The organism is Bacillus sp. SRL337 (genome assembly GCF_984799155.1).
In genome coordinates this window covers 3,020,887-3,044,687 of sequence record NZ_OZ481793.1, presented here as the reverse complement: position 1 = coordinate 3,044,687, position 23,801 = coordinate 3,020,887, and the positions used below count along the sequence as shown (strand labels likewise).

Sequence of the window (23,801 nt, the reverse complement as noted above, 5' to 3'; positions counted from 1 at the left end):
GGGATTTTTTTGTTGCTGACTATTTTTAGAATTGCAATGTCATTGATATCAGGATACCTATTCATTAAATGGTGTCCTGTAATCGAGTTAGTAAGCATGTCCGACATCATCGTCCAACTTGTATTGAGCCCTGTGAAATTTTTTGCATCTTCCATCTCTTTGATGGCAGGCATCTTACTAAATGCAGAACTTTTTAAAGAGGAGGCTGCAATGGTCATGAACATTGTGCATAGGCCTTTCCCTTCAGAAGCGCTGGTCTTTCCCATACATATTGCAGGTCTTTACTTCTTGAGTACACTTGGCTTATGGCAGACAATGTTATTCTTATGTTTAGCCCTTATTTATGGTATGATTTCTGTAGATTTCTCAGGGAAAACCAGGAGGACGTCATGATAGAACTACTTGGCTTGATTATAGGTGTTAGCATGTTCGTGCTTATCTACATGATGAGAGAAGCATTCCAAAATAATATTAAATACGAAGAAATCAAATTTGCTGAATATCCTCAGGCAGCCAAACCGCTGAACATTTTTTTCCTTTCCGATGTGCATAGAAGGAAATTATCTGAAAAGCTATTATCCAAAATCCATGGGAAACCGGATCTGGTGGTGATTGGGGGAGACCTGGCTGAGAGAGGGGTTTCCTTTGATCGGGTGAAAGACAACCTTCTGAAGTTAAAGGAGCTTGGACCTGTATACTTTATTTGGGGAAATAATGATTATGAGGTTGATGAAGATGCCTTTCGGGAGCTGCTAGAGAGCAATGGTGTCATCCTGATCGAAAATTCATTCCTGCTGCTTGAAGGAAATGAAAGCCATCCAATTGCTTTAGTCGGGGTAGAGGATATGAGTTTAGGCAGGGATGATGTCGAAATGGCATTCAGCGGCCTGCCTGAACAGTCTTTTCGGATTCTTTTGGCGCATAATCCTGACACCATAAAAAAATTGAGGAAAGAACATAATGTCAGTTTAATGCTCAGCGGCCATACTCATGGGGGACAAATTCGATTTTTCGGGTTTGGCATGTACCAAAAAGGAAGTCTCAGCAAGATAGCGGGCACTGTGGTTCTGGTCAGCAATGGTTATGGAACGACGGCTTTGCCCTTAAGGCTGGGGGCTCATCCAGAGACGCATTTTATTACAATAAAAGGAAAATGACGGAGGGTTTGAAGCGTTCAATATTTTACAGTTGTAAATCACTCCATTATAATTTTAGTACAGGGTACAGTTGGAGGATTTAAAATGACAAACCAATCCGAAGGAAAATATAATATTAAAGCAATTTCCAAAGTGCTCGGAATCCAGCCAGGTACGTTGAGAGCATGGGAAAGAAGATACAAAATGATTGCTCCAGTCCGAAATGATTCGGGCCATCGTTTATATTCTGATGAACATTTAAGAATATTGAAATGGCTCGTTTCAAAGGTGGAGCAGGGCTTTACCATCAGTCAGGCGGTTTCACTGCTGGACAAGCAAGAACTTACAGAAGAGTTGAGTGTGGAAAGCCAGACTGGGAATCGGCTGCATGATCTTGGGGAAGAGTTATTACAAGCATTGCTGCAGTTTGATGAAACAAAAGCTCATCAGATTATGAATACAGCGTTTTCGCTTTATACAATTGATAAGGTGGTAATCGATGTCCTGGGAACCCTGCTCGTGAAGATAGGGGATCTTTGGGAACACAATGAAATCACGACAGCCCATGAACATTTTGCTTCATCAGTATTAAGAGCGAGGATTTCAACCCTCATGCAGACATTCCCCCATAATGGGATATTGCCCAAGGTAGTGGCAGTATGCGGACCGGGTGAAATGCATGAACTTGGCTTGCTGATATTCACTGTATATGTCCGCCGCAAAGGCTTTGAAGTCATCTACCTTGGTTCAAGTATAAAGGAAGAAGATATCGAGGTGGTTATCGATACGGTTAAGCCGCGGTTTTTATTTTTATCCTGTACGATGAGGGAAAATATCGACCAAACACTGGGCATCATCGACCAGCTTCAGAAAGAAAATGGATTTCTGCATGTCGGAGTAGGCGGGCTTGCTGTCAACTCACTGCCCGTGCATATAAAAGATAAATATCAAAATCATCTGGTAGGTTCCACTAAAGAAGACTGGGATACTTGGCTTAAAAGCAATTTATAGAAGTACTCACCGCCCAAACGGAAGTTATTCTGTTCGGGCATTTTTTGTTGTAAGCCCGAATAATTCCTGCTCCTGTAAACTTCAGTTGAAAAAGAACCTTCTATTGTTCGTTACATAGTATGTTGGTAACCATTCGTACTCAGGGGGCGGAAATATGAAGCTTGAGCGGTTATCAAGTAATACGGTGAAATTTTCTATTAGCATTGCTGAATTGGAGATGAAAGGGATACTCGAGGATGATCAATGGAAGGACTCATTGGTATGGCACGAATTCTTCGAAGAATTGATGGATGAAATGTATACCGAGTATGGGATTGACCTTGAAAGCACCATAACCGTCGAAATCAATTCAGTCAATTCGAGTGAGATGGTCCTCATACTGACTTTGAGTGAAGACGAGAGCTTTGAGGATGACCCTTTCTTGGAAGGAAAGGCAGTCAGCGAAGGATGTCTATTTTATAAGTTCGAACTGTTTGAGGACATTTTGTCATTTGTGCGGCGCCTGAAATATTCCGATTATGAAGAAATCTCCCTATACTCTAAAGAAGGTTTATATTATATCGAGGTGAAAAAGTGGAGCCAAAGGCTTGCCTCCCTGGCCGGTGAATATGGAGAACAACCGGAAGAAACCATACATGTGATAAGGGAGTATGGCAGAAAAGTAATAGATAAGAGATGCAGGGAAGTTTTAACAGAATACTTTGGGGCTTAAAGGAAAGGGGACAGCATGATACTGTCCTCTTTTCCTTGAGTCAAGAGCCGCGCGTAAGTAAATGCAGTAAAAAGTACCTTTTCAATGAATACTGAGAAGGTATTCGGGTAAAAAAAGAATGGAAGAAACTGCAGGAAATATCAGATTATATTGAAAGTGACAGCGTTTTCAGAAAAACGGACTTTTTTTATTTTTGTATCTTTGCAACAACATTTCAAACGTGTATACTATTGCTTGTAAAGGCGGACATGTTCCGTAATACAGTGAATCAAACTGGGAGGTTTACTAATGGTAGCCGAGAAAGACGCAGCAAGCAGCAATCCTGAAGACAAAAATGATGTATTGAAATCGACACAAACAGTGATTCAGCTCGCTCTTGAGAAGCTGGGATATTCAGATGAAGTCTATGAGCTTCTTAAAGAGCCGGTTAGAATGCTTACAGTTAAAATACCTGTCCGAATGGACGATGGAAAAATAAAAGTATTTACTGGCTATCGCGCTCAGCATAATGATGCGGTCGGCCCTACAAAAGGCGGTATCCGTTTCCATCCGAATGTAACGGAAAAAGAAGTAAAAGCCCTTTCTATCTGGATGAGTTTGAAATGTGGAATTGTAGATCTTCCATATGGAGGAGGAAAAGGCGGTATCATCTGCGATCCCCGTGACATGTCATTTCGGGAACTTGAGAGGTTAAGCCGGGGATATGTCCGAGCGATCAGCCAGATTGTCGGACCGACTAAAGACATTCCTGCCCCGGACGTCTTCACTAATTCACAAATCATGGCTTGGATGATGGATGAATACAGCCGCATTGACGAATTCAATTCACCAGGCTTCATTACCGGAAAACCTCTCGTACTTGGTGGTTCACATGGTCGGGAAACAGCAACTGCTAAAGGTGTAACGATTTGTATAAGAGAAGCAGCAAAGAAAAAAGGCATTGACCTTGTTGGCGCAAGAGTTGTAGTTCAAGGATTCGGTAATGCAGGAAGCTTCCTTGCAAAGTTCATGCACGATGCAGGAGCGAAAGTAATTGGCATTTCGGATGCTTATGGTGGTCTCCATGACCCTAATGGGCTGGATATCGATTATTTACTGGATAGACGTGACAGCTTTGGAACTGTGACGAAACTTTTTAATAATACAATTTCCAATAAAGAACTATTGGAGCTTGATTGTGATATCTTGGTTCCTGCAGCCATTGAAAATCAAATTACGGAAGAAAATGCAGAAAATATCCGGGCAAGCATTGTTGTGGAAGCGGCAAACGGCCCAACTACCCTGGAAGCCACAAAGATTTTGACAGAGCGTGATATCCTGCTGGTTCCAGACGTTTTGGCATCATCCGGAGGTGTAACCGTCTCCTATTTTGAATGGGTGCAAAACAACCAAGGCTACTACTGGACGGAAGAAGAAGTCGAAGAAAAACTTGAAAAAATCCTGGTTTCTTCTTTCAATAATGTCTATGAAGCGGCTCAGAACCGCAGAGTGGACATGAGGCTTGCTGCCTATATGGTAGGGGTCAGAAAAATGGCTGAAGCCAGTAGATTCAGAGGCTGGATCTAATAATCCTTCAGAGGTTCCCTTGGGCCTCTGTTTTTTATTGAAAATATACTACAGGTTTTAACAACCATTAGGGTGTAAAATTCTTACTCCTTTACTTGTAAGAAGCGGAAGATGGGCAATCTCCTGCTGGACTAGCAGGACCCGGGTGAAATTATGGGCCAATGACTACCCGTTTCAGGTTTTTTTCTTGCAAATCCAGCCCCAGGGTTCAGCTGCCAGTGTAATTCACGGCACATCGCTGTGGCAGGTCGCATCAATTCATTGGGTCCGTTGTGTGTCCTTTGTCTAGTGCTAGTGGCGAGCCAGTCCCGGCTCTAAGCAGCTGAAGTGCCTTTCTATTTTTTTTTATGACAGCAACAAGTTCATTCCCGTATAGAATCCAGTGAGTCATTATTCTGTCAACAGCTCGATTTAATCAGTCTTCGTTCAAACGGAAATGAACCTGAACCCACTGCGTTGGTTGTGAACCTCCAGCTCATGAAGGAACACTCCAATTCGTACGGTGTGCTTAGCGGAGGCGAACGCTCCTTGACACACCTCTCCCAGTAGCCTTACCTGCAGAGGGAAACAACTACGGCGTGAAAAATCAATAAAAATATTTTCAAGACCTCAAACCGGCATTTTCTTGGTTTTTTATAAAACATGGCATTTCCGGCTGCTAATGTTTTGCATCCTCTAAAAAATTCTCCTATCATATTATGGTGGGAGAATTTTTATAATCGAACAAAATTGGCATTATAAAGATATATGTATATAAGTGAAGATCTAGAGGAGTGAAGGCAATGAGACAAGAAGAGTGCATAATTGTCGGGGGCGGTCCCTGCGGCATGTCTGCAGCTATAGAACTGAAACAAATCGGTATCAATCCATTGATCATTGAAAAGGGAAACATCGTTAATGCCATTTACAATTATCCGACACATCAGACATTTTTCAGCTCAAGTGAAAAGCTGGCAATCGGTGATGTGCCGTTTATCATCGAGCAGCATAAACCAAAGAGAAATCAAGCCTTGGTCTACTACAGAGAGGTCGCAAAACTGAATGATTTAAGAATCAACCGGTTCGAAGAGGTCCAAAGCGTAACCAAACTGGAAGATGACCGTTTTATTGTCAAGACTGCAAAAGAGGAATATGAAACAAAGCGTGTCATCATTGCCACTGGTTACTATGACCACCATAACAAACTAGACGTAAAAGGAGGGGATCTAGAAAAAGTACACCACTATTTTAAAGAAGCCCATCCTTATTTTGACACAGATGTCGTGGTCATTGGCGGAAAGAATTCAGCTGTTGATGCAGCAATCGAACTGGAAAAAGCGGGTGCTCGTGTAACCGTCCTTTATCGGGGAAGTGACTATTCCGGCAGCATAAAGCCTTGGATTCTCCCGGAGTTTGAGGCTTTGGTAAAACACGGAAAGGTCAAGATGGAATTTAATGCAGAAGTAGAGGAAATCACCGAAGAAAGAGTGAAATACTCTGTGGCAGGAAAAATCAATGAAATCAAAAACGATTTTGTTTTTGCGATGATTGGCTATCATCCTGATCATTCATTTCTGACAAAGATGGGGATCAAACTTGATAAGGAAACAGGGCGTCCGGAATTTAATCCTGAAACAATGGAAACGAATGTAAAGGGAATTTTTATAGCAGGTGTCATTGCTGCAGGAAATAATGCGAATGAAATTTTCATAGAAAATGGCCGTTTTCATGGCGGATTGATAGCTGAGGCGATTACGCAAAGAGACGATACATCTAAATAAGGATATTAATGGAGGCCCTGTAAGTTTTGCTGAAACTTTCGAGGGCTTTTTTATGTTTAGATTTGGAAGGGCGTCCATATCATGGGTATGTTACGCAGAGCTCCCCCGGTTACAGCTTGGTGAGCTTCTTATAATAAGGTGATTATAAAGGTAAATCCCCTGTTATGGGGTGGTGCCGGGATGAGAACAAGGTGATTAAAAGAAAGATGCCCGGTTATGATGTTGAGCAGAAAAACCCCTTGTTTAGCAAGAGAGAAAAGAGCTTCTCTCGTTCAGAGCGAAAAACTTAGTATGCAGGGCAAAAATCCGACTTTTGGGATTATTTCGGAAGCAACACTATAGGAGGAAATATCCTTTTACACAAGGATGTTTAAGTAAAATTCTCCTCAAGAGTCAAACGTTTGGTGCATTCCTGAATTAATTCGACCAAATTTTATGCCGCGGCCATCTTATTGGTGGTTTCCTTGAAAAAAACACCCTATTATAGCGCATTAAGCACATCAATAATAGAGTGTTCCTACAGGCTGGGATAAGCAAGTCATGAGTATTTTATGTAATTTCTAAATAGAGCTTTGGTCTAAAAGGAAGGTATAACACCTCTAAATCCCAAGTCAATTTTTAAAAATCTCTTCAAGATCATTCAGCTGCGTTTGCCTTGGTGTTGACAGGGCAACCAGAAGCTTAAGCCTTGCTTTCTGTCCATTGAGACCGTTTGAAAAGATCACACCCATTTCCTTCAGCTGCTTCCCGCCGCCGGCATATCCGTATATATCCTGGGCAATGCCGTTGAAGCATCTTGATACAAGGACAACCGGAATCTTAGCGTTGATAAGGGCTTCAACTCCCTCGACCGAAGCAGGAGGAAGATTTCCCTGTCCAAGAGCTTCTAGAATGACCCCATCAAATTGAAACTCCTTTAATGCATAGAGTAGAGCAGAGTCCATGCCAGCATGGGCTTTTATCAGAGCGATCTTCTTTGAAACGCTTTGCACTGAATATTTTTCTGAGGAAGTTGGTTTATGATGGAAAATAACCCCTCGTTTGGTGACGATTCCGATTGGACCATACTGCGGACTTTGAAAAGTGGAAACATTGCTTGTATGGGTTTTGGTCACATTTTTGGCCGAGTGGATCTCATCGTTAAGGACGACCAGGACCCCTTTATCCAGTGAATTTTCATTTGCAGCAACTTGTATGGAAGATAAAAGATTATATAGGCCATCTGCACCAATTTCATTGCTTGAGCGCATAGCGCCGGTGACTACAACGGAAAGGGGTAAATCTACAGTCAAGTCCAGAAAATATGCCGTTTCTTCCAATGTGTCTGTCCCGTGTGTGATGACGACACCTTGAAACTTTTCCTTCCTATATTCTTCTTCAATGATCTGTTTCAGTTGCAGCATGTGATCGGGTGTTATATGAGGTGAGGGAAGATGAAATGCTTCTCTCACGGTTATGTCCGCCAAGCGGTTGAGGGATGAAGAATGTTCTGAGAGTGGATTTTTCTCTCCGGGCTGAACGGCACCGGTAGAGGCATCTTCCATCATGGAAATCGTTCCGCCTGTATGTATGATTAATATGCGTTTTTTCATATAATCGTCACTCCTTTGAATATACTTGTAATTGTAATCAGTTATTTTCTTTCTCTCTTTTACATGATACGATTAAGAAAACAGAAAGAAAAGAGGACAAATTTTATGCTGGTGATTTTATCAGCTGGTTTTGCACCGGGGCTGGCTTTGCTCAGCTATTTTTACCTTCGTGATGAATTTGAATCAGAGCCTGTTTCTTTCATTATTAAGACATTTGTATATGGTGCTGTATTGACCTTTCCAATCATGTTCCTTCAATATGTTTTGCAAGCTGAACAAATTATTTCTTCTCCATGGATGAATGCTTATTTATCCTCAGGTTTTCTGGAAGAATTTTTCAAATGGTTCATTTTATTCTTTGCTGTTTACCAACATATTGAATTTAATGATCCTTATGATGGGATTATTTACGGTGCAAGCGTTTCCCTTGGTTTTGCAACGGTTGAGAATATTCTTTACCTTGTAGCCCACGGTGTTGAATTTGCAATTGGAAGAGCGCTGCTGCCTGTTTCGGCACATGCCTTATTCGGCGTCGTGATGGGTTACTATCTAGGAAAATCCAAGTTTGCAGACCAACAGATGAAGCTGAAACGGATTTGCATATCATTACTGATTCCTTTTGCTTTACATGGGACCTATGATTTCATCCTTAGTACCGGAAGGAATTGGATCATCTACATGATTCCATTCATGCTGTTCCTTTGGTGGACCGGTATCCGGAAAATCAAGAGTGCGCATCGCCTGACCTCCACCCATTATGATCAAGAAAAGTTGAATAAGAAAATGTCCATTTAGGCCCTTCATTTAAAGAAAGTAGGAATGAGGGGTCTTTTTGGTGCCTGTTTTTTTCTTCCTTATCCTTCCCGCTGCATGTATAAAATGGATTTCAGTACAGAAACTAGGTTTAATGTTAATACATGATTTGGAGGGTAAGCATGATGAAAAAACGCATCAAGTTGTTAACAGTATTTCTGCTCATGGTGCTTATATTATCAACTTTATCATTTACAAATGAAAACGATCACGCAGGAGCTTTTTCTAACCAGGTGATCCAGAAAGGTGCAACTGGAGAAGATGTGATCGAGCTTCAGTCCCGCTTACAATATATCGGTTTTTACAATGGTAATATCGATGGAGTATTCGGCTGGGGAACCTACTGGGCACTCAGAAATTTCCAGTATGAATTCGCATTGCCGATTGACGGTTTGGCAGGCCAAGAAACAAAGGATAAATTGGTAAAAGCCTCAAAGTATAATAAGGAATATGTGCAGAAACAAATTAACCAAGGAAAAGATTTCTCTCATTACGGGGGGACCGATTTAGAAAAACAGTCTGAAGGAGGGGGCGGCGGAACACCTTCCAATCAGGGAACGGCCCCTGAACAAAACCAGGCGCCAAAACAGCCGACAGCCGTTAATATTCCAAATGGCTTTTCCCAGAATGATATCCAGCTTATGGCGAACGCAGTATATGGTGAAGCGAGAGGTGAACCATACGAGGGACAGGTGGCAGTTGCTGCCGTCATTCTGAACAGGATAGACAGTCCGTCATTTCCCAATACAGCATCTGGAGTAATATTTGAGCCGGGAGCGTTTACAGCAGTAGCAGATGGCCAAATATGGCTGACTCCTAATGAAAAAGCCAAGGAAGCTGTAATGGATGCCATTCAGGGCTGGGACCCATCACAAAATGCCCAATACTACTTCAACCCTGCTACCGCTACAAGTAAATGGATTTGGAGCAGACCACAAATCAAGAAAATTGGAAAACATATATTCTGTAATTAAGGGGTGATCAGGTTGATACGAGGTATATTGATTGCAGTGCTGGCCATTGGAGTAGCAGGTACAGCGTACTGGGGGTATCAGGAACATCAAGAGAAAAACGCGATACTTATCAATGCAGAAAATAACTATCAGCGTGCATTCCATGAGTTGACCTATCAAATGGATTTGCTGCACGATAAAATAGGAACAACACTGGCGATGAACTCAAAGAAGTCACTTTCACCTGAACTTGCTGACGTTTGGAGATTGACTTCTCAAGCTCATAGTGATGTGGGCCAGCTTCCGCTTACATTACTTCCTTTCAACAAAACAGAGGAATTCCTGGCTAACATAGGGGATTTCAGTTACCGGGTTGCGGTAAGAGATCTGGATAAAGAGCCTTTATCTGATGAGGAGTACAACAATTTACAGCAGTTGTATGGCCAAAGTGAAGATATCCAAAAGGAGCTGAGAAAGGTACAGCATCTTGTCCTGGAGAATAATCTGCGCTGGATGGATGTAGAAATGGCACTGGCGACAGGGAAAGAGCAGGCGGATAATACGATCATTGATGGATTCAAAACAGTCGAGAAAACCGTAGACGGATACGATGAAGCAAATTTTGGCGGTCCGACCTTCGTTAATACTCAAAAGAAAAATGATGATTATAAGAATTTACAGGGAGAATCGATTTCAAAAGAAGAAGCAGTTGAAATCATGAAAAAGTATACACGGGTCGAAGATGTAAAAGAGGTCAAAGTAACAGAAAATGGAAAAGGGTCAAACTTTGGGTTCTATAGTGTCTCACTGCAAAATGGAAAAAGTGAGGCAACTATGGATGTAACCAAGAAAGGCGGTTATCCAATTTACTTCATTCACAATCGCGAGGTGGAGAAACGCAATATCGGATTGAATGAGGCAGCAAATAAAGCAACGGCATTTCTGAAAGAAAATAAATTTAAAGATCTTGAATTGTTTGAAAGTGCTCAGTATGATAATATCGGAACTTTTACCTTTGTCACTGTTGTAAACGGGGTGAGAATTTATCCTGACGCGTTGAAACTGAAAGTCGCTCTGGACGACGGACAAGTTATAGGTTTTGCTGCTGAAGAGTATCTGAAGAACAATCAAGTTCGGGATATCCCTGAACCTGCAGTCAGTGAAGAAGATGCAAAAGGGAAAATCAATCCGAAAGTCAAGATCATGGAAAGCCGTTTGGCAGTCATCGTCAATGAGCTGAACGAAGAGGTATTATGCTACGAATTCCTTGGAATGCTCGGCAATGATACGTACCGAATTTATATAAACGCTGACAGCGCCGTTGAAGAGAAAGTAGAAAAACTTAAAAATGCAGAGCAGATTTTTGAAGAAACAGTATAAGCATATAGAAAAACAGGCAGCAGGCACTTAAAACCGGTGCCTGTCTTTTTGCTTTTAACCAGAAAGCTGTTGTAGGGTGTTTTCACCCTTTTTTTATTGAATGGAATTAGGCAATGGGAATACTTTAGCAGCTAATGAATACGAAACCAGGATTTTGGCTGCTGGGTCCAATTTCGATGGCCAAAACATATAAAAACTATAGCCGAAATTAGAAAATCATGCCATAATATACCTATATACATATTTGTTGAATTTTTAAAAATTTCATCACTGCTTGATATGCAAACAATATAGGAAGTGTATTTATGTTAAAAATTGGAATGATTCTTACGCTGGAGCCTGTTCGGGCGGACAAGGCCGAAAAATACAGGTGTAAGTTGGTGGAGCAGAAGGACTCAAAAATATATATTGATTATCCTGTACATACAGAAACAGACAGGACAGTGTTTTTGATTGACGGAACTCAGTTGAAAGTAAGTTTCGTGCATAATGAAACGACTGTCTTTTCATTCGAAACGGAAGTGACCGGCAGAAAAAAAAGCAATATTCCGATGATCGCCCTTCACTATCCTGGAGACGATGAACTTATAAAAGTGCAGAGAAGGCAGTTTGTCAGGGTGGATGCGACAGTGGATGCCGCCATCATTACCCCCCGAGGTCCCTACCCGACCATAACAACTGATATCAGTGCCGGGGGGTGTGCAGTCAAAGTCCAGAAGGAGCAGGTATATGAAGCAGGTATGGAAGTTGAAATTTTGCTGGTTCTGCCGATGCAGACAGGGGGATACCAATATTTTAACGTGCCGGGGCAGGTTGTGAGAATCTGGGAGAGGGGCACGCACAAAATTGCCTCTCTGGAGTTCGAGCAATTGAAAGACATGCAGCAGCAAACGATTCTGCGTTTCTGCTTCGAAAAGCAGCTTGCTTTGAGAAATAAGGGGTTAATTGAATGAAAAGTTTAACAAATGCATGGATTATGAATGGATATAAGAATAAAAGAGGCCGGGACAACCCATACTTTTAGTAAGTTGCTAATAGAATGGAAGATGAAATTGAATAGAATTGAAAAGATACTCATCAAACTGGCGGTGTTTCATTTCGTCCTCTTAATCATTGCTCAAGTTGCCTTTCACGGATTGGATTTTCTGCCTGAAGTTAATAAACTGGCATTTTATGAAGGGGTAAACAAGCAGGAACATACGGAAATCGTAGATGTCCTGAATGCCCAAACCGGGACGGGACCAGAGGGAGATTGAATGCTCTCTCTTTTTTTCTTGCTGAAGACAATGGTCTTCGGATAAAGTCAGTTAAATGAACATTCTATGTGTCAAATTCTTATTTTATGATAAAATATACGCAGGATTTAAGCTATAGAATATAAAGTGGGTGTTTTATTATTATGGAAAACAAACTAAGAATTGCAATCGACGGCCCGGCAGCTGCAGGGAAAAGCACTGTGGCCAAAATCGTGGCGGAAAAACTTTCTTATATCTACATCGATACAGGAGCAATGTACCGTGCTATTACGTATAAAGCTATAATGGAGAACGTAGATTTAAATGATGAAGAAAACCTTTATAACCTTCTTATGGATACAAAGATTGAGCTTGCTCCTGGACCGGACGGACAGCTTGTCTATGTGGACGGGCAGGAAGTAACAGGGGAAATCAGGCAGAATGATGTTACCAATTCGGTATCGATCGCAGCCAAACACCGTCTTGTCCGTACAGAGATGGTCAAAAGGCAGCAGGAATTAGCCGATGAAGGGGGAGTCGTCATGGACGGCCGTGATATCGGCACCCACGTGATTCCTGATGCGGAAGTGAAAGTATTTCTCCTGGCGAGTGTGGAAGAGAGGGCGAAAAGAAGACACAGTGAAAATATGAAAAAAAATATACCGTCTGATTTGGAACAGTTAAAATCAGAAATTGCCCAAAGGGATAAGCTTGATTCTGAACGGGAGGTCTCTCCGCTGAAAAAAGCGAGTGATGCCGTTGAGATTGACACGACCTCGCTGGGGATAGGCGAGGTGGCCGCCAAGATTCTTTCTCTGGCAGCAGAAAGGACTGGCTCTTAAATGAAGTTTTACTATTTTGCAAGAGGTGTCGTGAAAAGCATCCTTGGACCGCTATACAGGATCGAGGTCCAGGGCACAGAGCATTTGCCAAAAGACGGTGGTGTCCTGCTTTGCAGCAATCATATTAATAACCTTGATCCCCCTGTGGTAGGGATCAGTTGTCCCAGACCAGTGGCCTTCATGGCAAAAGAAGAACTATTCAAAGCACCTTTCCTGAAAACAATTCTTCCCCATGTCCATGCCTTCCCCGTAAAGCGCGGGATGAGCGACAGGGAGGCATTAAGGACAGGGATGAAAATTTTGAAGGAAAATAATGTTTTAGGTCTTTTTCCGGAGGGTACTAGAAGTAAAACCGGTACATTAGGAAAAGGCCTGGCAGGAGCTGGATTTTTTGCCATGCGAACCGATGCAGTCGTAGTCCCATGTGCGATTATCGGTTCTTATAAACCTTTCAGAAAATTGAAGGTCGTATTCGGACCGCCGGTAGACCTTGAGGGACCAAAGGCAGAAAAGGCAAATGCAGAGGCTGTAACCGCGGTTATCATGGGTGAAATCCAAAAACTTTTGGATAAGCATCAGTAAGGTTTTTTGCTTGACAAATCAGACTATTTATTAGAAGTTAGTAGAAAGAATATTTTTAAAGATAAGTGAATTCAATCACTTTAAAATGATTAGCAGTCAAGGATTAAGGAGGAGTACATATGGTAGAAGACATGAACCAAGTGGAAGTGAATAACCTTGAAGTAGGTGACAAGGTTAAAGGAACAGTCACGAAAGTAGAAGAAAAGCAAGTCCTTGTTGATGTGGAAGGCAGTAAAGTGGACGGCATTATTCCGATTAGTGAATTATCCAGCCTCCATATTGAAAAAGCTTCTGATGCATGCCAGGAAGGCGATGTACTTGATTTAATCGTAACAAAAGTGGAAGAGGAGCTTCTGGTCCTTTCCAAACGTAAAGTTGACGCTGAAAAAGCATGGGACGAAATGCAGAACCGTTTTGAAAGTGGAGAAGTCTTCGAAGCGGAAGTGAAGGATGTCGTTAAAGGCGGCCTTGTGGTTGACCTTGGTGTACGCGGATTCGTTCCTGCTTCCCTGGTTGAAGATCACTACGTTGAAGATTTCAGTGATTACAAAGGAAGAACACTGACTTTTAAAATTGTTGAATTAGAAAAAGATAAAAACCGCTTGATCCTTTCTCACCGGGCAGTTGTGGAGGAGCAAAAGGAAGAGCAAAAGAAAGAAGTCCTGGACAAAATCCAAACAGGCGAAGTGCTTGAAGGAACAGTTCAGCGCCTTACTGACTTCGGTGCTTTTGTTGATATCGGTGGGGTAGATGGGCTTGTCCATATCTCCCAGCTTTCACACGAGCATGTTGAGAAGCCGTCTGATGTAGTTTCAGAAGGACAACAAGTGAACGTGAAAGTATTGTCAGTCGACCGCGATAACGAAAGAATTTCACTTTCCATTAAAGAAACACTCCCTGGACCTTGGAATGATATTGCGAGCAGAGCGCCAAAAGGTGAAGTGCTCGAAGGAGAAGTGAAACGTCTTGTTTCTTATGGGGCTTTCGTTGAAGTATTCCCTGGAGTGGAAGGACTTGTACACATCTCCCAAATCTCTCATAAACATATTGGAACTCCTCATGAAGTTCTTGAAGAAGGCCAGACTGTTAAAGTCAAAGTGCTTGATGTCAATGGAAACGAACAGCGTTTATCCCTGAGCATTAAGGAATTGGAAGAAAAGCCTGCTGAAGAATATGATAATTATGAGATGCCGGAAGAAAACACCGGCTTCCAGCTTGGTGATATGATCGGCGACAAATTGAAAAACTTCAAAAAATAAAAATGTGCAAAAAGCCGGCCGGAAATTGGCCGGCTTTTTGTGTTTGAAAAGAGTGGAACTAATGAACCCATCTTTTTTTTGGCCCAATTGGTAGAATTTATGGTTGTTTATTACACATTTCAAAAATTAACTGCAATCAAACCAAGGGAATTTTGTAAATAGAAATTAAAGAGCTGCAAAATGTCCATCATATTATTTCGGGATAATGTAGAAAGAACCCCGCGATGCAAAGCACCGGGGGTCATTTGCTTGTGTGGTTTATCTCTGTCTCCGTCTGGACTCGTCCGGACTTTCCAGTCGAGTAGCACCTGCTTTTTCAAGTGTTTGATCCCTGTCTGACTCGACTCTGCCGCTTTGTCTACGTTTTTTTTCCTGGCGATCTTTTCCCATTTTACTTACACCTCCTGTCTTTTTAATTTTTTCTAAAAGTTTTGAAGTATACATGAATGGATTACATAAAGATTTTCCATAATGGAATAATAGGAGGTAGGTGCACATGGAGGGTTTATTTTTCTTGTGGCTGATGTGGGCCGGCTGGATCATTAGTACGTTTATGCTGGAAAAAAAGCATTACTGGCGGCTCAGGTGTTCAGCGGCAGCTCTTATTTTTATAATCAGTTTTCCGTACGGGATCAGTCTGTCAGGATTTCAGACAGGGGTTACAGCAGTCCTTATCTTTCTTAGTACAATGATGTTCATTAAAGAATTTCCCCTATCTGAAAAGCTGTATTTATTCTTGTGCAGCTTTATCATAGCGATGGCATACTCCAGTTTCACTCTTTTATCGGTTTATGATCCAATTATTTTGATTGTCGATAAAAGAATCATGACGGCTGCCATCATTCTTGTACTCTCAATATTGATGTACGGAGGGATGAAATTCTCTCAAAAGAGGATTATTGCCATGATTGTCGGTATGATAACGGGAGAATTTTTAACAGGAACCGTCTTTATGCAGACAAATTTACCTTATCAAATAGGGAGCCATCTTTTTCTTGACATGCTTTCCATTTTAGTGGTCAGCGGATGTTGCGTGCATCTGGTCCAATCTTTAACAAATACACAATCGAATCTCATCAAATCTGCACTCAAAAAAGGAGAAGTCAAGAATATATGAATGAATATGTTTACCCTGTTGTATTTGGTGTCTTAATTGGAACGTTAACACGTATTTACATGCTCAGGACAGATTATAGACAGTACCCTACATATTTGCATGGAAAAATCATTCACATTGCTCTGGGCTTCATTGCAGCTGGTTTGGGCACTATCGCTGTGCCGGCTTTATTGGAAGAAAATTTCACAGCCATCACTTTTTTAACAGTGGCTGCTTCCCAGTTTAGGGATGTGAGGAATATGGAAAGGAATACATTGACTGAACTGGATGCCTTTGAGCTTGTGCCCCGTGGTGCTACGTATATTGAAGGGATAGCCGTTGCTTTCGAGAGCAGGAATTACCTTGTCATCTTTACTTCATTGCTTACAACTCTAGCCTATTTGATTGTTAACTTTTGGGGGGCACTCGTAGTGGGCATCATCAGCATCCTGCTGGCTCACAGGCTGATGGCTGGAGGGAAATTAAAGGATATCGTGGAAATTGAGTTCAAAGAGCCCCATTTCGATGGTGCCGGCCTGTATGTCGATAATATCTATATTATGAATATCGGTCTGCCTGCCAGGCAAGAAGAAATATTAAGATACGGAATGGGTTTCCTGCTTACCCCAAAATCATTTGATTCCAGATCGACCATCGCGAACCTTGGCCAAAGACAAGCGATTTTGCATGATGTTTCCACAACGCTCGGGATTTATAAGGACTCCGGGACTCCGGCACTGACGCCCCTTGCCAAAAGGGATCTTGATGATGGAAGAGTAGGAGTTTTTGTCCTTCCTCAGAAGAAGGATGTTGAAAAAGCGATAGCAGTACTTGGACAGGTTCCAACCCTTGAAAATGCAATTCGCATGCCCACAGAGTCAAAAGCAAATGAAAAGGGGAGAAAGCTTAAATGAGTACTGTTGATAAGTTTATTCTTGCAGCTGTAACGACCTATCCTGAGAAGATACCAAGCGGAACGGCTGTCTTTTATTGCAAGACTCAAGAGCAGCTGGAAAAGGTATCGGGAAACCTTGAAGCGATATTGGATGGGATTGCGCATGAATTAGACGAGGGATTGTTCATTATCGTCAGGCATTAGTGATGCCTCAAATGCGGCGGCTTTCCGATGAATCTGTAACTTATACAGGAAACACTGAAGATTAATTGCTAGAAATTGCATTTACTGATAAAATAACGAAGTTAAGGGGGCTGGCCTGTAAGGAGAAAAATACCTTAAAAGGTCAGTCTTTCATTTATCCTCATACTAGGAGGATGCATTTAACATAAGCCGAAGTCAAATGAAGACAAGCATTGTGAATCGTTGAAGATATGATGATTGAGAATCAGGCTTTTCCTGAATGATTGATAAAAATTGGCGATCCAAAAACGCTGCTTTACTTAGAAAAAGCCTGCAATTAACATAGAAAGCAATTCTTCTTTTAAAAAAACGAAGCATGAGAAAACGGCCTTTAATGTACTAAACAAATAGAAAGGGTGAACAATGTGACAAAACCAGTTGTTGCAATTGTAGGGCGTCCCAACGTTGGGAAGTCCACCATCTTTAACCGAATAGTCGGTGAGAGAATATCCATTGTGGAAGATGTACCGGGAGTGACGAGAGACCGGATTTACAGTTCAGCTGATTGGCTGACGCATGACTTTAATATTATTGATACCGGTGGAATTGAAATCGGGGATGAGCCGTTTCTTGAACAAATCCGCCAGCAAGCTGAAATTGCCATTGATGAAGCGGATGTCATTGTCTTTTTGACAAACGGGCGTGAAGGTGTAACGGCTGCTGACGAGATTGTAGCCAAAATACTTTATCGTTCCAAAAAACCGGTTGTGTTGGCAGTGAATAAAATTGATAATCCTGACATGAGAGAACTTGTCTATGACTTTTACTCTTTAGGGTTTGGGGAACCGTTCCCTGTTTCAGGATCTCATGGAATCGGTCTTGGAGACATGCTGGATGAAGTGGCCAAAAGCTTCAATAAAGATTCTGGAGAAACCTATGCAGAAGATGTCATCAAATTTTCACTTATTGGGCGTCCGAACGTTGGAAAATCCTCATTGGTCAATGCCATGCTTGGAGAAGACCGCGTCATTGTCAGCAATGTTGCCGGAACAACCCGTGATGCCATTGATTCCAAGCTGAAGGTTGATGGGCAGGAGTATGTCATCATTGATACAGCCGGCATGAGGAAAAAAGGCAAGGTGTACGAATCAACTGAAAAATACAGTGTCCTTCGCGCTCTGAGGGCCATTGAACGTTCCGATGTTGTTCTGGTCGTTATAGATGGTGAAGAAGGGATCATCGAGCAGGACAAGAAGATTGCCGGTTATGCCCATGAAGCAGGACGCGGTGTCATTATTGTCGTCAATAAATGGGACGCAGTTGAAAAAGATGAAAAAACGATGAAAAATTTTGAGCAGAATATCAGGGAGCACTTCCTGTTTCTTGATTATGCTCCGATCATCTTCTTGTCCGCGAAAACGAAAAAGAGAATCCACACACTGATCCCGGCAATTAACCAGGTGAGTGAAAATCACGCGTTACGGGTTCAATCCAGTATTTTGAATGAAGTCATTGCGGATGCGGTGGCAATGAATCCAACACCTACTGATAAAGGCAAAAGACTTAAAGTATTCTATGCAACTCAAGTGGCAGTCAAGCCTCCTACCTTTGTTGTTTTTGTGAATGAACCAGAATTAATGCACTTTTCCTATGCACGTTTCCTAGAAAATCGGATAAGAGAGGCATTTGTTTTTGAAGGAACACCAATCCGTATAATCGCGCGTGCACGAAAATAAATCTGGAGGGTGAGAAAGTGAAAACAATTACTGTACTGGGAGCGGGAAGCTGGGGAACGGCACTCGCGATGGTCCTTGCTGATAATCAGCACACTGTGAATCTCTGGGGACATAACCATGAGCAAATGGAAGAAATCAACTCCAAACATACGAATGAGAAGTATCTGAAAAACATCCAGCTTCCAAAAGGGATTAAAGGGTTCTCACACCTTGGAGAAGCTTTGGAAGGTGTGGAGACCGTCATTCTGGCAGTTCCGACCAAAGCCGTCAGGGAAGTGCTTCAAATGGTGAAGAAGACGGTGTCGAGTCCAGTGATAATTGTACATGTAAGTAAAGGAATCGAACCCGATACGTTATTGAGGATTTCCGAAATGATCGAGCAGGAAATGGATAATCGTTCACTTAAGGAGGTTGTCGTGCTTTCTGGGCCGAGCCATGCAGAAGAGGTGAGTTTGAGGCATCCGACGACTGTGACCGTTTCCTCTGAAAACATGGAAGCCGCTGAGCATGTGCAGGATCTCTTCATGAATCAACATTTCAGGGTTTACACAAATCCTGATGTCGTAGGTGTGGAAATCGGAGGGGCGTTAAAGAATATCATTGCTCTTGCAGCCGGGATCACTGACGGGCTTGGATATGGAGATAACGCAAAGGCGGCGCTTATAACCAGGGGTCTTGCTGAAATAGCAAGACTGGGCAGCAAAATGGGTGCCAACCCACTGACCTTTTCAGGTTTAACTGGAATAGGGGATCTAATCGTTACTTGTACTAGTGTCCACTCCAGAAACTGGAGAGCCGGAAACCAACTTGGCAAAGGAATGAAACTCCAAAACGTGCTTGATGAAATGGGAATGGTCGTGGAAGGTGTCAGGACAACCAAAGCTGCTCATCAGCTTGCGCAGAAGTATAATGTCCAGATGCCTATTACTCAAGCCTTGTATGAGGTGCTTTTTAACGATGTTCCTCCTAAACAGGCTGTTGATTCCCTCATGGGGCGGATGAAGACCCATGAAATGGAAGACCTTTTTAATATATTAGGCGAAAAGATGACCGAATAATTTGTTTGAATGGGCATTCGACGATGCAAAAATCCTGTTGTTGCATACGATGAATGGAACATAAACAGCTTTAAAGATGGATGGGTAGCTGTCACTTTGGACTGAAGGAAGGATTTCCCCTTGCTTCAGTCTTTTTTTTATTGCGAAAGGTCGATTGGAGTGGAAGGTGTGTGATCTTATGCGGGACTAACGGGACTCATCCAGTTTCAGTGGCAGGCGCCTGGTGCATTGTAGTCTCACTATATGAGGAAAGGCATCAAGTTCATTTCCTCACTAATTTCAGAAATTTGTCCTGGGAAAAAACGGGTATTGGATTTTTTCTGTTATCCACAGGAAATTTTAGTGCTCAGCTCAAAGGGAATGAACACCAACTTATGCCGTTCCCTGATTCCTTTTCCCATCCAGGAGATTTTCAATCCATACAGCGCGGAACGGCCGCTTGCACTTTTAGCTCACCACACGCCAATGGGAGTCGTACACCCTGCGGAAATCAACGAACTTATCCTGATAGCAGCAGACTATACGAAAAGACCCTTTTGGTTTACAGATGTCTTTATTGGACGTTTAAAGCGGAAGGGAAATATAGGAACCTACAGCTTGTTACAGAAGGACAAGCCTTAAGGTGCATTACAATTCAGGTGCCAACCTCTTTCGCTACTTAAAGAGCGCCCGTGTATATCTAAAAAAAGACATAAAAGTGAATTGTTTTTATACGCTATTAACTTTCTCGATGGGTGTGATATAATACTTTCGACAAATAAGGAGGGACGTCCAATGTCTTCGATGATGAAAATGTGGGTTTCATTTGCCTCTATGGGTTTCATGATTCTTGCCATATTAACGATCTACCTGAGCAGATATAAATTGAAAAAAGGCTTTTTCCGTTTTATTACCGCACTTATTGCTTATGTCCTAATGATATCCGGCGGATTGATGATGGCCTATATTGTATTAAGCGGACCGACGAATTAGACAAGCTATGCTTTAAGGATGTGTTATTTTGAAAAAAATGAAACTTGTGCTCGTGATAGTGCTTACAGCCTCGCTCCTGGCAGGATGTTTATATCCTGATGAACAGCTTCAAAAAAACCAAATCCCATACGAGGATCAGATTGAGGCGGTTCAGTCTGCGGTTGAAAAGTTCCAGTCAGATAATGGCGGGATCCTCCCCATTAAAACAAGAGATGAAGATACACCTATCTATATAAAATACCCGATTGATTTTAATAAATTAAAAGGGATCTTCCTTTCCGAGGTTCCTGGAAATGCTTATGAAAACGGCGGCGTATTTCAATATGTACTGATTGATGTTGAAGAAAACCCCACCGTCAAAATTTTTGATTTAAGGATAGCAGAGCAGATTCGCGAAATCAATATCAGAATCCAATCAACGGGATATCCGCCATTTAAGGAAAGTATTGCAGACAATGTTTATACACTCGATTATTCCAAAATCGGCTACGATGAAGAACCATATGTTGTCAGTCCATACTCCAATCAGCGCCTCCCGCTGTTAATTAAAGGGAGCGGTGAAATTTTTGTGGATTACAGAAATGATTTAAACAAGGTGCTTCAGGAAAACGGTGACAGTGTTGAAACGGGTGAGGATATCCGGCCGATCCTGACGGAACACTCTGCTTTCGTTCCTGCATATTCCCCCCCTTATACTGTAAATGAAGATAATGAACCAGTCTTTATGATGAAATAGGCATAACCCCTTTCCTGCAAAATATATTTGTAAGGAAAGGGGTTTTTTCATTATCCTATTCCCATTTCTGTCCTCAACTTTTTGTCTCCATCATATTATTTTTCTTTTTTAGTAATAAGGAGGCAAAAAAAACATATTAATAGTCATAAGTAATTGGGACAACATCATAAATATAGAATGTCCAAACAGCTAACCGGATGAAACATCCCTGGAAGATAAAGATTGGAGGGAATCTCTTGGAAAGAGTAGATCTATTCAAAGACATTGCAGAAAGAACCGGCGGAGATATTTACCTAGGTGTTGTAGGAGCCGTTCGAACTGGGAAATCGACATTCATAAAAAAATTCATGGAACTCGTCGTCCTTCCTAATATTTCAAGTGAGTCAGAACGCGCACGTGCTCAAGATGAACTGCCTCAAAGTGCAGCTGGAAAAACAATCATGACAACCGAACCGAAATTTGTGCCGAATCAGGCCGTTTCAGTTCATGTAGATGAAGGCTTAGATGTAAATATCCGGCTTGTTGATTGCGTCGGATATACGGTCCCTGGTGCAAAAGGCTATGAGGATGAGAACGGCCCCAGAATGATTAATACACCATGGTACGAAGAACCGATCCCGTTCCATGAAGCAGCAGAAATTGGTACACGCAAGGTCATTCAGGAGCATTCAACAATCGGTGTAGTGGTCACGACAGATGGGTCCATTGGTGAAATTCCAAGAAGTGACTATCTGGTTGCAGAAGAAAGAGTAATAGAAGAACTGAAAGAGGTTGGAAAGCCATTTATCATGGTCATCAATTCCGTCAAGCCGCATGCGGCGGAAACAGAAGAACTCCGTCTTAAGCTGCAGGAAAAATATGATATACCTGTAATCGCCATGAGTGTTGAAAGTATGAGAGATTCAGATGTTCTGAATGTCCTTCGGGAAGCACTGTTTGAGTTCCCTGTATTGGAAGTGAATGTTAACCTTCCGAGCTGGGTAATGGTGTTGAATGAAGACCATTGGCTGCGGGAGAATTACCAGGAAGCTGTGAAAGAAACAGTCAAAGACATTAAGCGTTTAAGGGATGTAGACCGTGTAGTCCATTACTTCAGCGAATTTGAATATATCGAACGAGCTGGATTAGCAGGGATTGAAATGGGGCAGGGTGTTGCTGAAATCGATCTATATGCGCCAGATGAACTATATGATGAAGTTCTGAAAGAAATTGTAGGAGTAGAAATCCGCGGCAAAGATCATCTGCTTGAGTTGATGCAGGATTTTGCTCATGCCAAGCGTGAATATGACCAGGTAGCCGATGCACTTAAAATGGTGAAACAAACCGGTTATGGAATTGCAGCTCCATCATTAAATGATATGAGTTTGGATGAGCCGGAAATCATCCGTCAAGGTTCCCGCTTTGGTGTCAGTTTAAAAGCGGTGGCTCCATCCATCCATATGATTAAAGTGGATGTCCAATCCAAATTTGAACCGATTATCGGAACAGAAAAGCAAAGTGAAGAATTGGTCCGATACTTGATGCAGGACTTTGAAGATGATCCGCTTTCAATTTGGAATTCCGATATCTTTGGCCGCAGCTTGAGCTCCATCGTCAGGGAGGGAATACAGGCAAAGCTTTCGCTGATGCCGGAAAATGCCCGATATAAACTAAAGGACACATTGGAAAGAATCATTAACGAAGGTTCAGGTGGTATGATAGCCATTATTTTGTAGTAGGCTCTCTTTTGAGAGTCTTTTTTTGTTTGGGTAAAAATATAAAAATTGATTTCTGCATCCACCTCCAGCGCCAAGCCGAAGGGCCACCTAGGACGAGGTGTCAAGAAGGGTAGGGCAGCCTTCACGCATCGTCTTACGCAGTCTGTCCATCACATGGTGCTCCCGCTTTTGTTCTTTTCAGCCGTTTTATAAATAAGGGAATTATAGGTCACAATCGATTCATTTTAAAAGCATTTTTTACTTTATTGAGAAATAGGGTAGAAAGCTTATGCACTTTATAACCCCTTCTATAAAGGGATTTTGGAAGAGGAGAAGAGGAGTATTCTTGAAAATAACAGCAATTTTTGTTCTTAAAAACGAATTTAACCCCTGCAAAAGAAAAGATTCCCATTATTTATTGAATTATTCTTGCTAACCTTATTTTTATATGATAATCTTTTAACAGAATTGATGTCGAACATTGATTCTACAACGTTTTTGCCGGTTTTTGTGTAGTTGCATGTATAGAAACCGAAAGTTATGTTCACAAATGTAACAAGACAGTTATATGAATCATGACTGAGACA

The 23,801-nt window shown here is 41.9% G+C and carries 25 protein-coding genes and 1 pseudogene; 24 read left to right on the top strand and 2 right to left on the bottom strand.

The window, feature by feature from the left end:
* The first annotated feature begins 9 nt into the window (after positions 1–9).
* The 7 genes and pseudogenes from AC4E8A_RS15560 to AC4E8A_RS15530 all read left to right on the top strand — a co-directional run bounded on the left by AC4E8A_RS15560 (position 10) and on the right by AC4E8A_RS15530 (position 6,185).
* Positions 10–393: a hypothetical protein gene (locus AC4E8A_RS15560; RefSeq protein ID WP_490194177.1), complete on the top strand. Its 384-nt coding sequence runs from the start codon at positions 10–12 to the stop codon at positions 391–393.
* Positions 390–1,157: a metallophosphoesterase gene (locus AC4E8A_RS15555; RefSeq protein WP_490194175.1), complete on the top strand. Its 768-nt coding sequence runs from the start codon at positions 390–392 to the stop codon at positions 1,155–1,157. Before AC4E8A_RS15560 ends, AC4E8A_RS15555 begins: the two co-directional genes overlap by 4 nt.
* 84 nt (positions 1,158–1,241) lie before the next feature.
* Positions 1,242–1,736 (top strand): annotated as a pseudogene (locus AC4E8A_RS15550) (MerR family transcriptional regulator); the annotation flags it as partial.
* A 75-nt stretch (positions 1,737–1,811) separates the two neighbouring features.
* Complete coding sequence (locus AC4E8A_RS15545; RefSeq protein WP_490198889.1) at positions 1,812–2,147, top strand: cobalamin-dependent protein; 336 nt, start codon at positions 1,812–1,814, stop codon at positions 2,145–2,147.
* A gap of 154 nt (positions 2,148–2,301) precedes the next feature.
* Positions 2,302–2,859 (top strand): adaptor protein MecA, encoded by a 558-nt coding sequence (locus AC4E8A_RS15540; RefSeq protein ID WP_490194173.1) that lies wholly within the window; start codon positions 2,302–2,304, stop codon positions 2,857–2,859.
* A 288-nt stretch (positions 2,860–3,147) separates the two neighbouring features.
* Positions 3,148–4,425, top strand: a complete 1,278-nt coding sequence (locus AC4E8A_RS15535) for a Glu/Leu/Phe/Val family dehydrogenase (RefSeq protein WP_490194171.1) — start codon at positions 3,148–3,150, stop codon at positions 4,423–4,425.
* 782 nt (positions 4,426–5,207) lie between these two features.
* Positions 5,208–6,185, top strand: coding sequence for a YpdA family putative bacillithiol disulfide reductase (locus AC4E8A_RS15530; RefSeq protein WP_490194169.1), 978 nt, complete (start codon positions 5,208–5,210; stop codon positions 6,183–6,185).
* Between the two features lie 611 nt (positions 6,186–6,796).
* On the opposite strand, the gene AC4E8A_RS15525 is transcribed toward AC4E8A_RS15530, so the two are convergent.
* A complete protein-coding gene (locus AC4E8A_RS15525) occupies positions 6,797–7,777 on the bottom strand; it encodes an asparaginase (protein WP_490194167.1) in 981 nt (326 codons plus the stop codon).
* A gap of 105 nt (positions 7,778–7,882) precedes the next feature.
* Between AC4E8A_RS15525 and prsW the strand changes: the two genes are divergently transcribed.
* From prsW to rpsA, 8 genes are all read left to right on the top strand, one after another.
* Positions 7,883–8,572: a glutamic-type intramembrane protease PrsW gene (gene prsW / locus AC4E8A_RS15520; RefSeq protein WP_490194165.1), complete on the top strand. Its 690-nt coding sequence runs from the start codon at positions 7,883–7,885 to the stop codon at positions 8,570–8,572.
* A gap of 143 nt (positions 8,573–8,715) precedes the next feature.
* On the top strand, positions 8,716–9,564 hold the full coding sequence (sleB, locus tag AC4E8A_RS15515) for a spore cortex-lytic enzyme (protein WP_490198888.1): 849 nt from the start codon (positions 8,716–8,718) through the stop codon (positions 9,562–9,564).
* 12 nt (positions 9,565–9,576) lie between these two features.
* The gene (gene ypeB / locus AC4E8A_RS15510) at positions 9,577–10,923 is read left to right on the top strand and encodes a germination protein YpeB (RefSeq protein ID WP_490194163.1); all 1,347 of its coding nucleotides are present in this window, start codon (positions 9,577–9,579) and stop codon (positions 10,921–10,923) included.
* Between the two features lie 305 nt (positions 10,924–11,228).
* On the top strand, positions 11,229–11,876 hold the full coding sequence (locus AC4E8A_RS15505; protein WP_490194161.1) for a flagellar brake protein: 648 nt from the start codon (positions 11,229–11,231) through the stop codon (positions 11,874–11,876).
* Positions 11,877–11,903: 27 nt separating this feature from the next.
* On the top strand, positions 11,904–12,179 hold the full coding sequence (locus AC4E8A_RS15500) for a YpfB family protein (protein ID WP_490194159.1): 276 nt from the start codon (positions 11,904–11,906) through the stop codon (positions 12,177–12,179).
* Positions 12,180–12,322: 143 nt separating this feature from the next.
* Positions 12,323–13,000 (top strand): (d)CMP kinase, encoded by a 678-nt coding sequence (cmk, locus tag AC4E8A_RS15495; RefSeq protein ID WP_490194157.1) that lies wholly within the window; start codon positions 12,323–12,325, stop codon positions 12,998–13,000.
* Complete coding sequence (locus tag AC4E8A_RS15490; RefSeq protein WP_490194155.1) at positions 13,001–13,582, top strand: lysophospholipid acyltransferase family protein; 582 nt, start codon at positions 13,001–13,003, stop codon at positions 13,580–13,582. It abuts the gene before it with no gap.
* Positions 13,583–13,701: 119 nt separating this feature from the next.
* On the top strand, positions 13,702–14,841 hold the full coding sequence (gene rpsA / locus AC4E8A_RS15485; RefSeq protein WP_490194154.1) for a 30S ribosomal protein S1: 1,140 nt from the start codon (positions 13,702–13,704) through the stop codon (positions 14,839–14,841).
* Positions 14,842–15,099: 258 nt separating this feature from the next.
* On the opposite strand, the gene AC4E8A_RS15480 is transcribed toward rpsA, so the two are convergent.
* The gene (locus AC4E8A_RS15480; RefSeq protein WP_490194153.1) at positions 15,100–15,231 is read right to left on the bottom strand and encodes a YpzI family protein; all 132 of its coding nucleotides are present in this window, start codon (positions 15,229–15,231) and stop codon (positions 15,100–15,102) included.
* Between the two features lie 106 nt (positions 15,232–15,337).
* On the opposite strand from AC4E8A_RS15480, the gene AC4E8A_RS15475 reads away from it, so the two are divergent.
* The 9 genes from AC4E8A_RS15475 to spoIVA all read left to right on the top strand — a co-directional run bounded on the left by AC4E8A_RS15475 (position 15,338) and on the right by spoIVA (position 23,232).
* Positions 15,338–15,958 (top strand): YphA family membrane protein, encoded by a 621-nt coding sequence (locus AC4E8A_RS15475; protein WP_490194151.1) that lies wholly within the window; start codon positions 15,338–15,340, stop codon positions 15,956–15,958.
* The gene (locus AC4E8A_RS15470; RefSeq protein ID WP_490194149.1) at positions 15,955–16,851 is read left to right on the top strand and encodes a YIEGIA family protein; all 897 of its coding nucleotides are present in this window, start codon (positions 15,955–15,957) and stop codon (positions 16,849–16,851) included. The genes AC4E8A_RS15475 and AC4E8A_RS15470 overlap by 4 nt, the downstream gene beginning before the upstream one ends.
* Positions 16,848–17,036 (top strand): capping complex subunit for YIEGIA, encoded by a 189-nt coding sequence (locus AC4E8A_RS15465; RefSeq protein ID WP_490194147.1) that lies wholly within the window; start codon positions 16,848–16,850, stop codon positions 17,034–17,036. The genes AC4E8A_RS15470 and AC4E8A_RS15465 overlap by 4 nt, the downstream gene beginning before the upstream one ends.
* A gap of 404 nt (positions 17,037–17,440) precedes the next feature.
* Positions 17,441–18,751 carry a ribosome biogenesis GTPase Der gene (der, locus tag AC4E8A_RS15460; protein ID WP_490194146.1) on the top strand — a complete coding sequence of 437 codons (1,311 nt, stop codon included), beginning with the start codon at positions 17,441–17,443 and terminating at the stop codon, positions 18,749–18,751.
* Between the two features lie 17 nt (positions 18,752–18,768).
* A complete protein-coding gene (locus tag AC4E8A_RS15455) occupies positions 18,769–19,809 on the top strand; it encodes an NAD(P)H-dependent glycerol-3-phosphate dehydrogenase (RefSeq protein WP_490194144.1) in 1,041 nt (346 codons plus the stop codon).
* 360 nt (positions 19,810–20,169) lie between these two features.
* On the top strand, positions 20,170–20,430 hold the full coding sequence (locus AC4E8A_RS15450) for a hypothetical protein (protein ID WP_490194142.1): 261 nt from the start codon (positions 20,170–20,172) through the stop codon (positions 20,428–20,430).
* A gap of 153 nt (positions 20,431–20,583) precedes the next feature.
* On the top strand, positions 20,584–20,781 hold the full coding sequence (locus tag AC4E8A_RS15445; RefSeq protein WP_490194140.1) for a DUF2768 domain-containing protein: 198 nt from the start codon (positions 20,584–20,586) through the stop codon (positions 20,779–20,781).
* A 37-nt stretch (positions 20,782–20,818) separates the two neighbouring features.
* Complete coding sequence (locus AC4E8A_RS15440) at positions 20,819–21,517, top strand: YphF family lipoprotein (RefSeq protein WP_490198887.1); 699 nt, start codon at positions 20,819–20,821, stop codon at positions 21,515–21,517.
* 236 nt (positions 21,518–21,753) lie between these two features.
* Positions 21,754–23,232, top strand: coding sequence for a stage IV sporulation protein A (gene spoIVA / locus AC4E8A_RS15435; RefSeq protein WP_490194138.1), 1,479 nt, complete (start codon positions 21,754–21,756; stop codon positions 23,230–23,232).
* Positions 23,233–23,801: the final 569 nt, after the last annotated feature.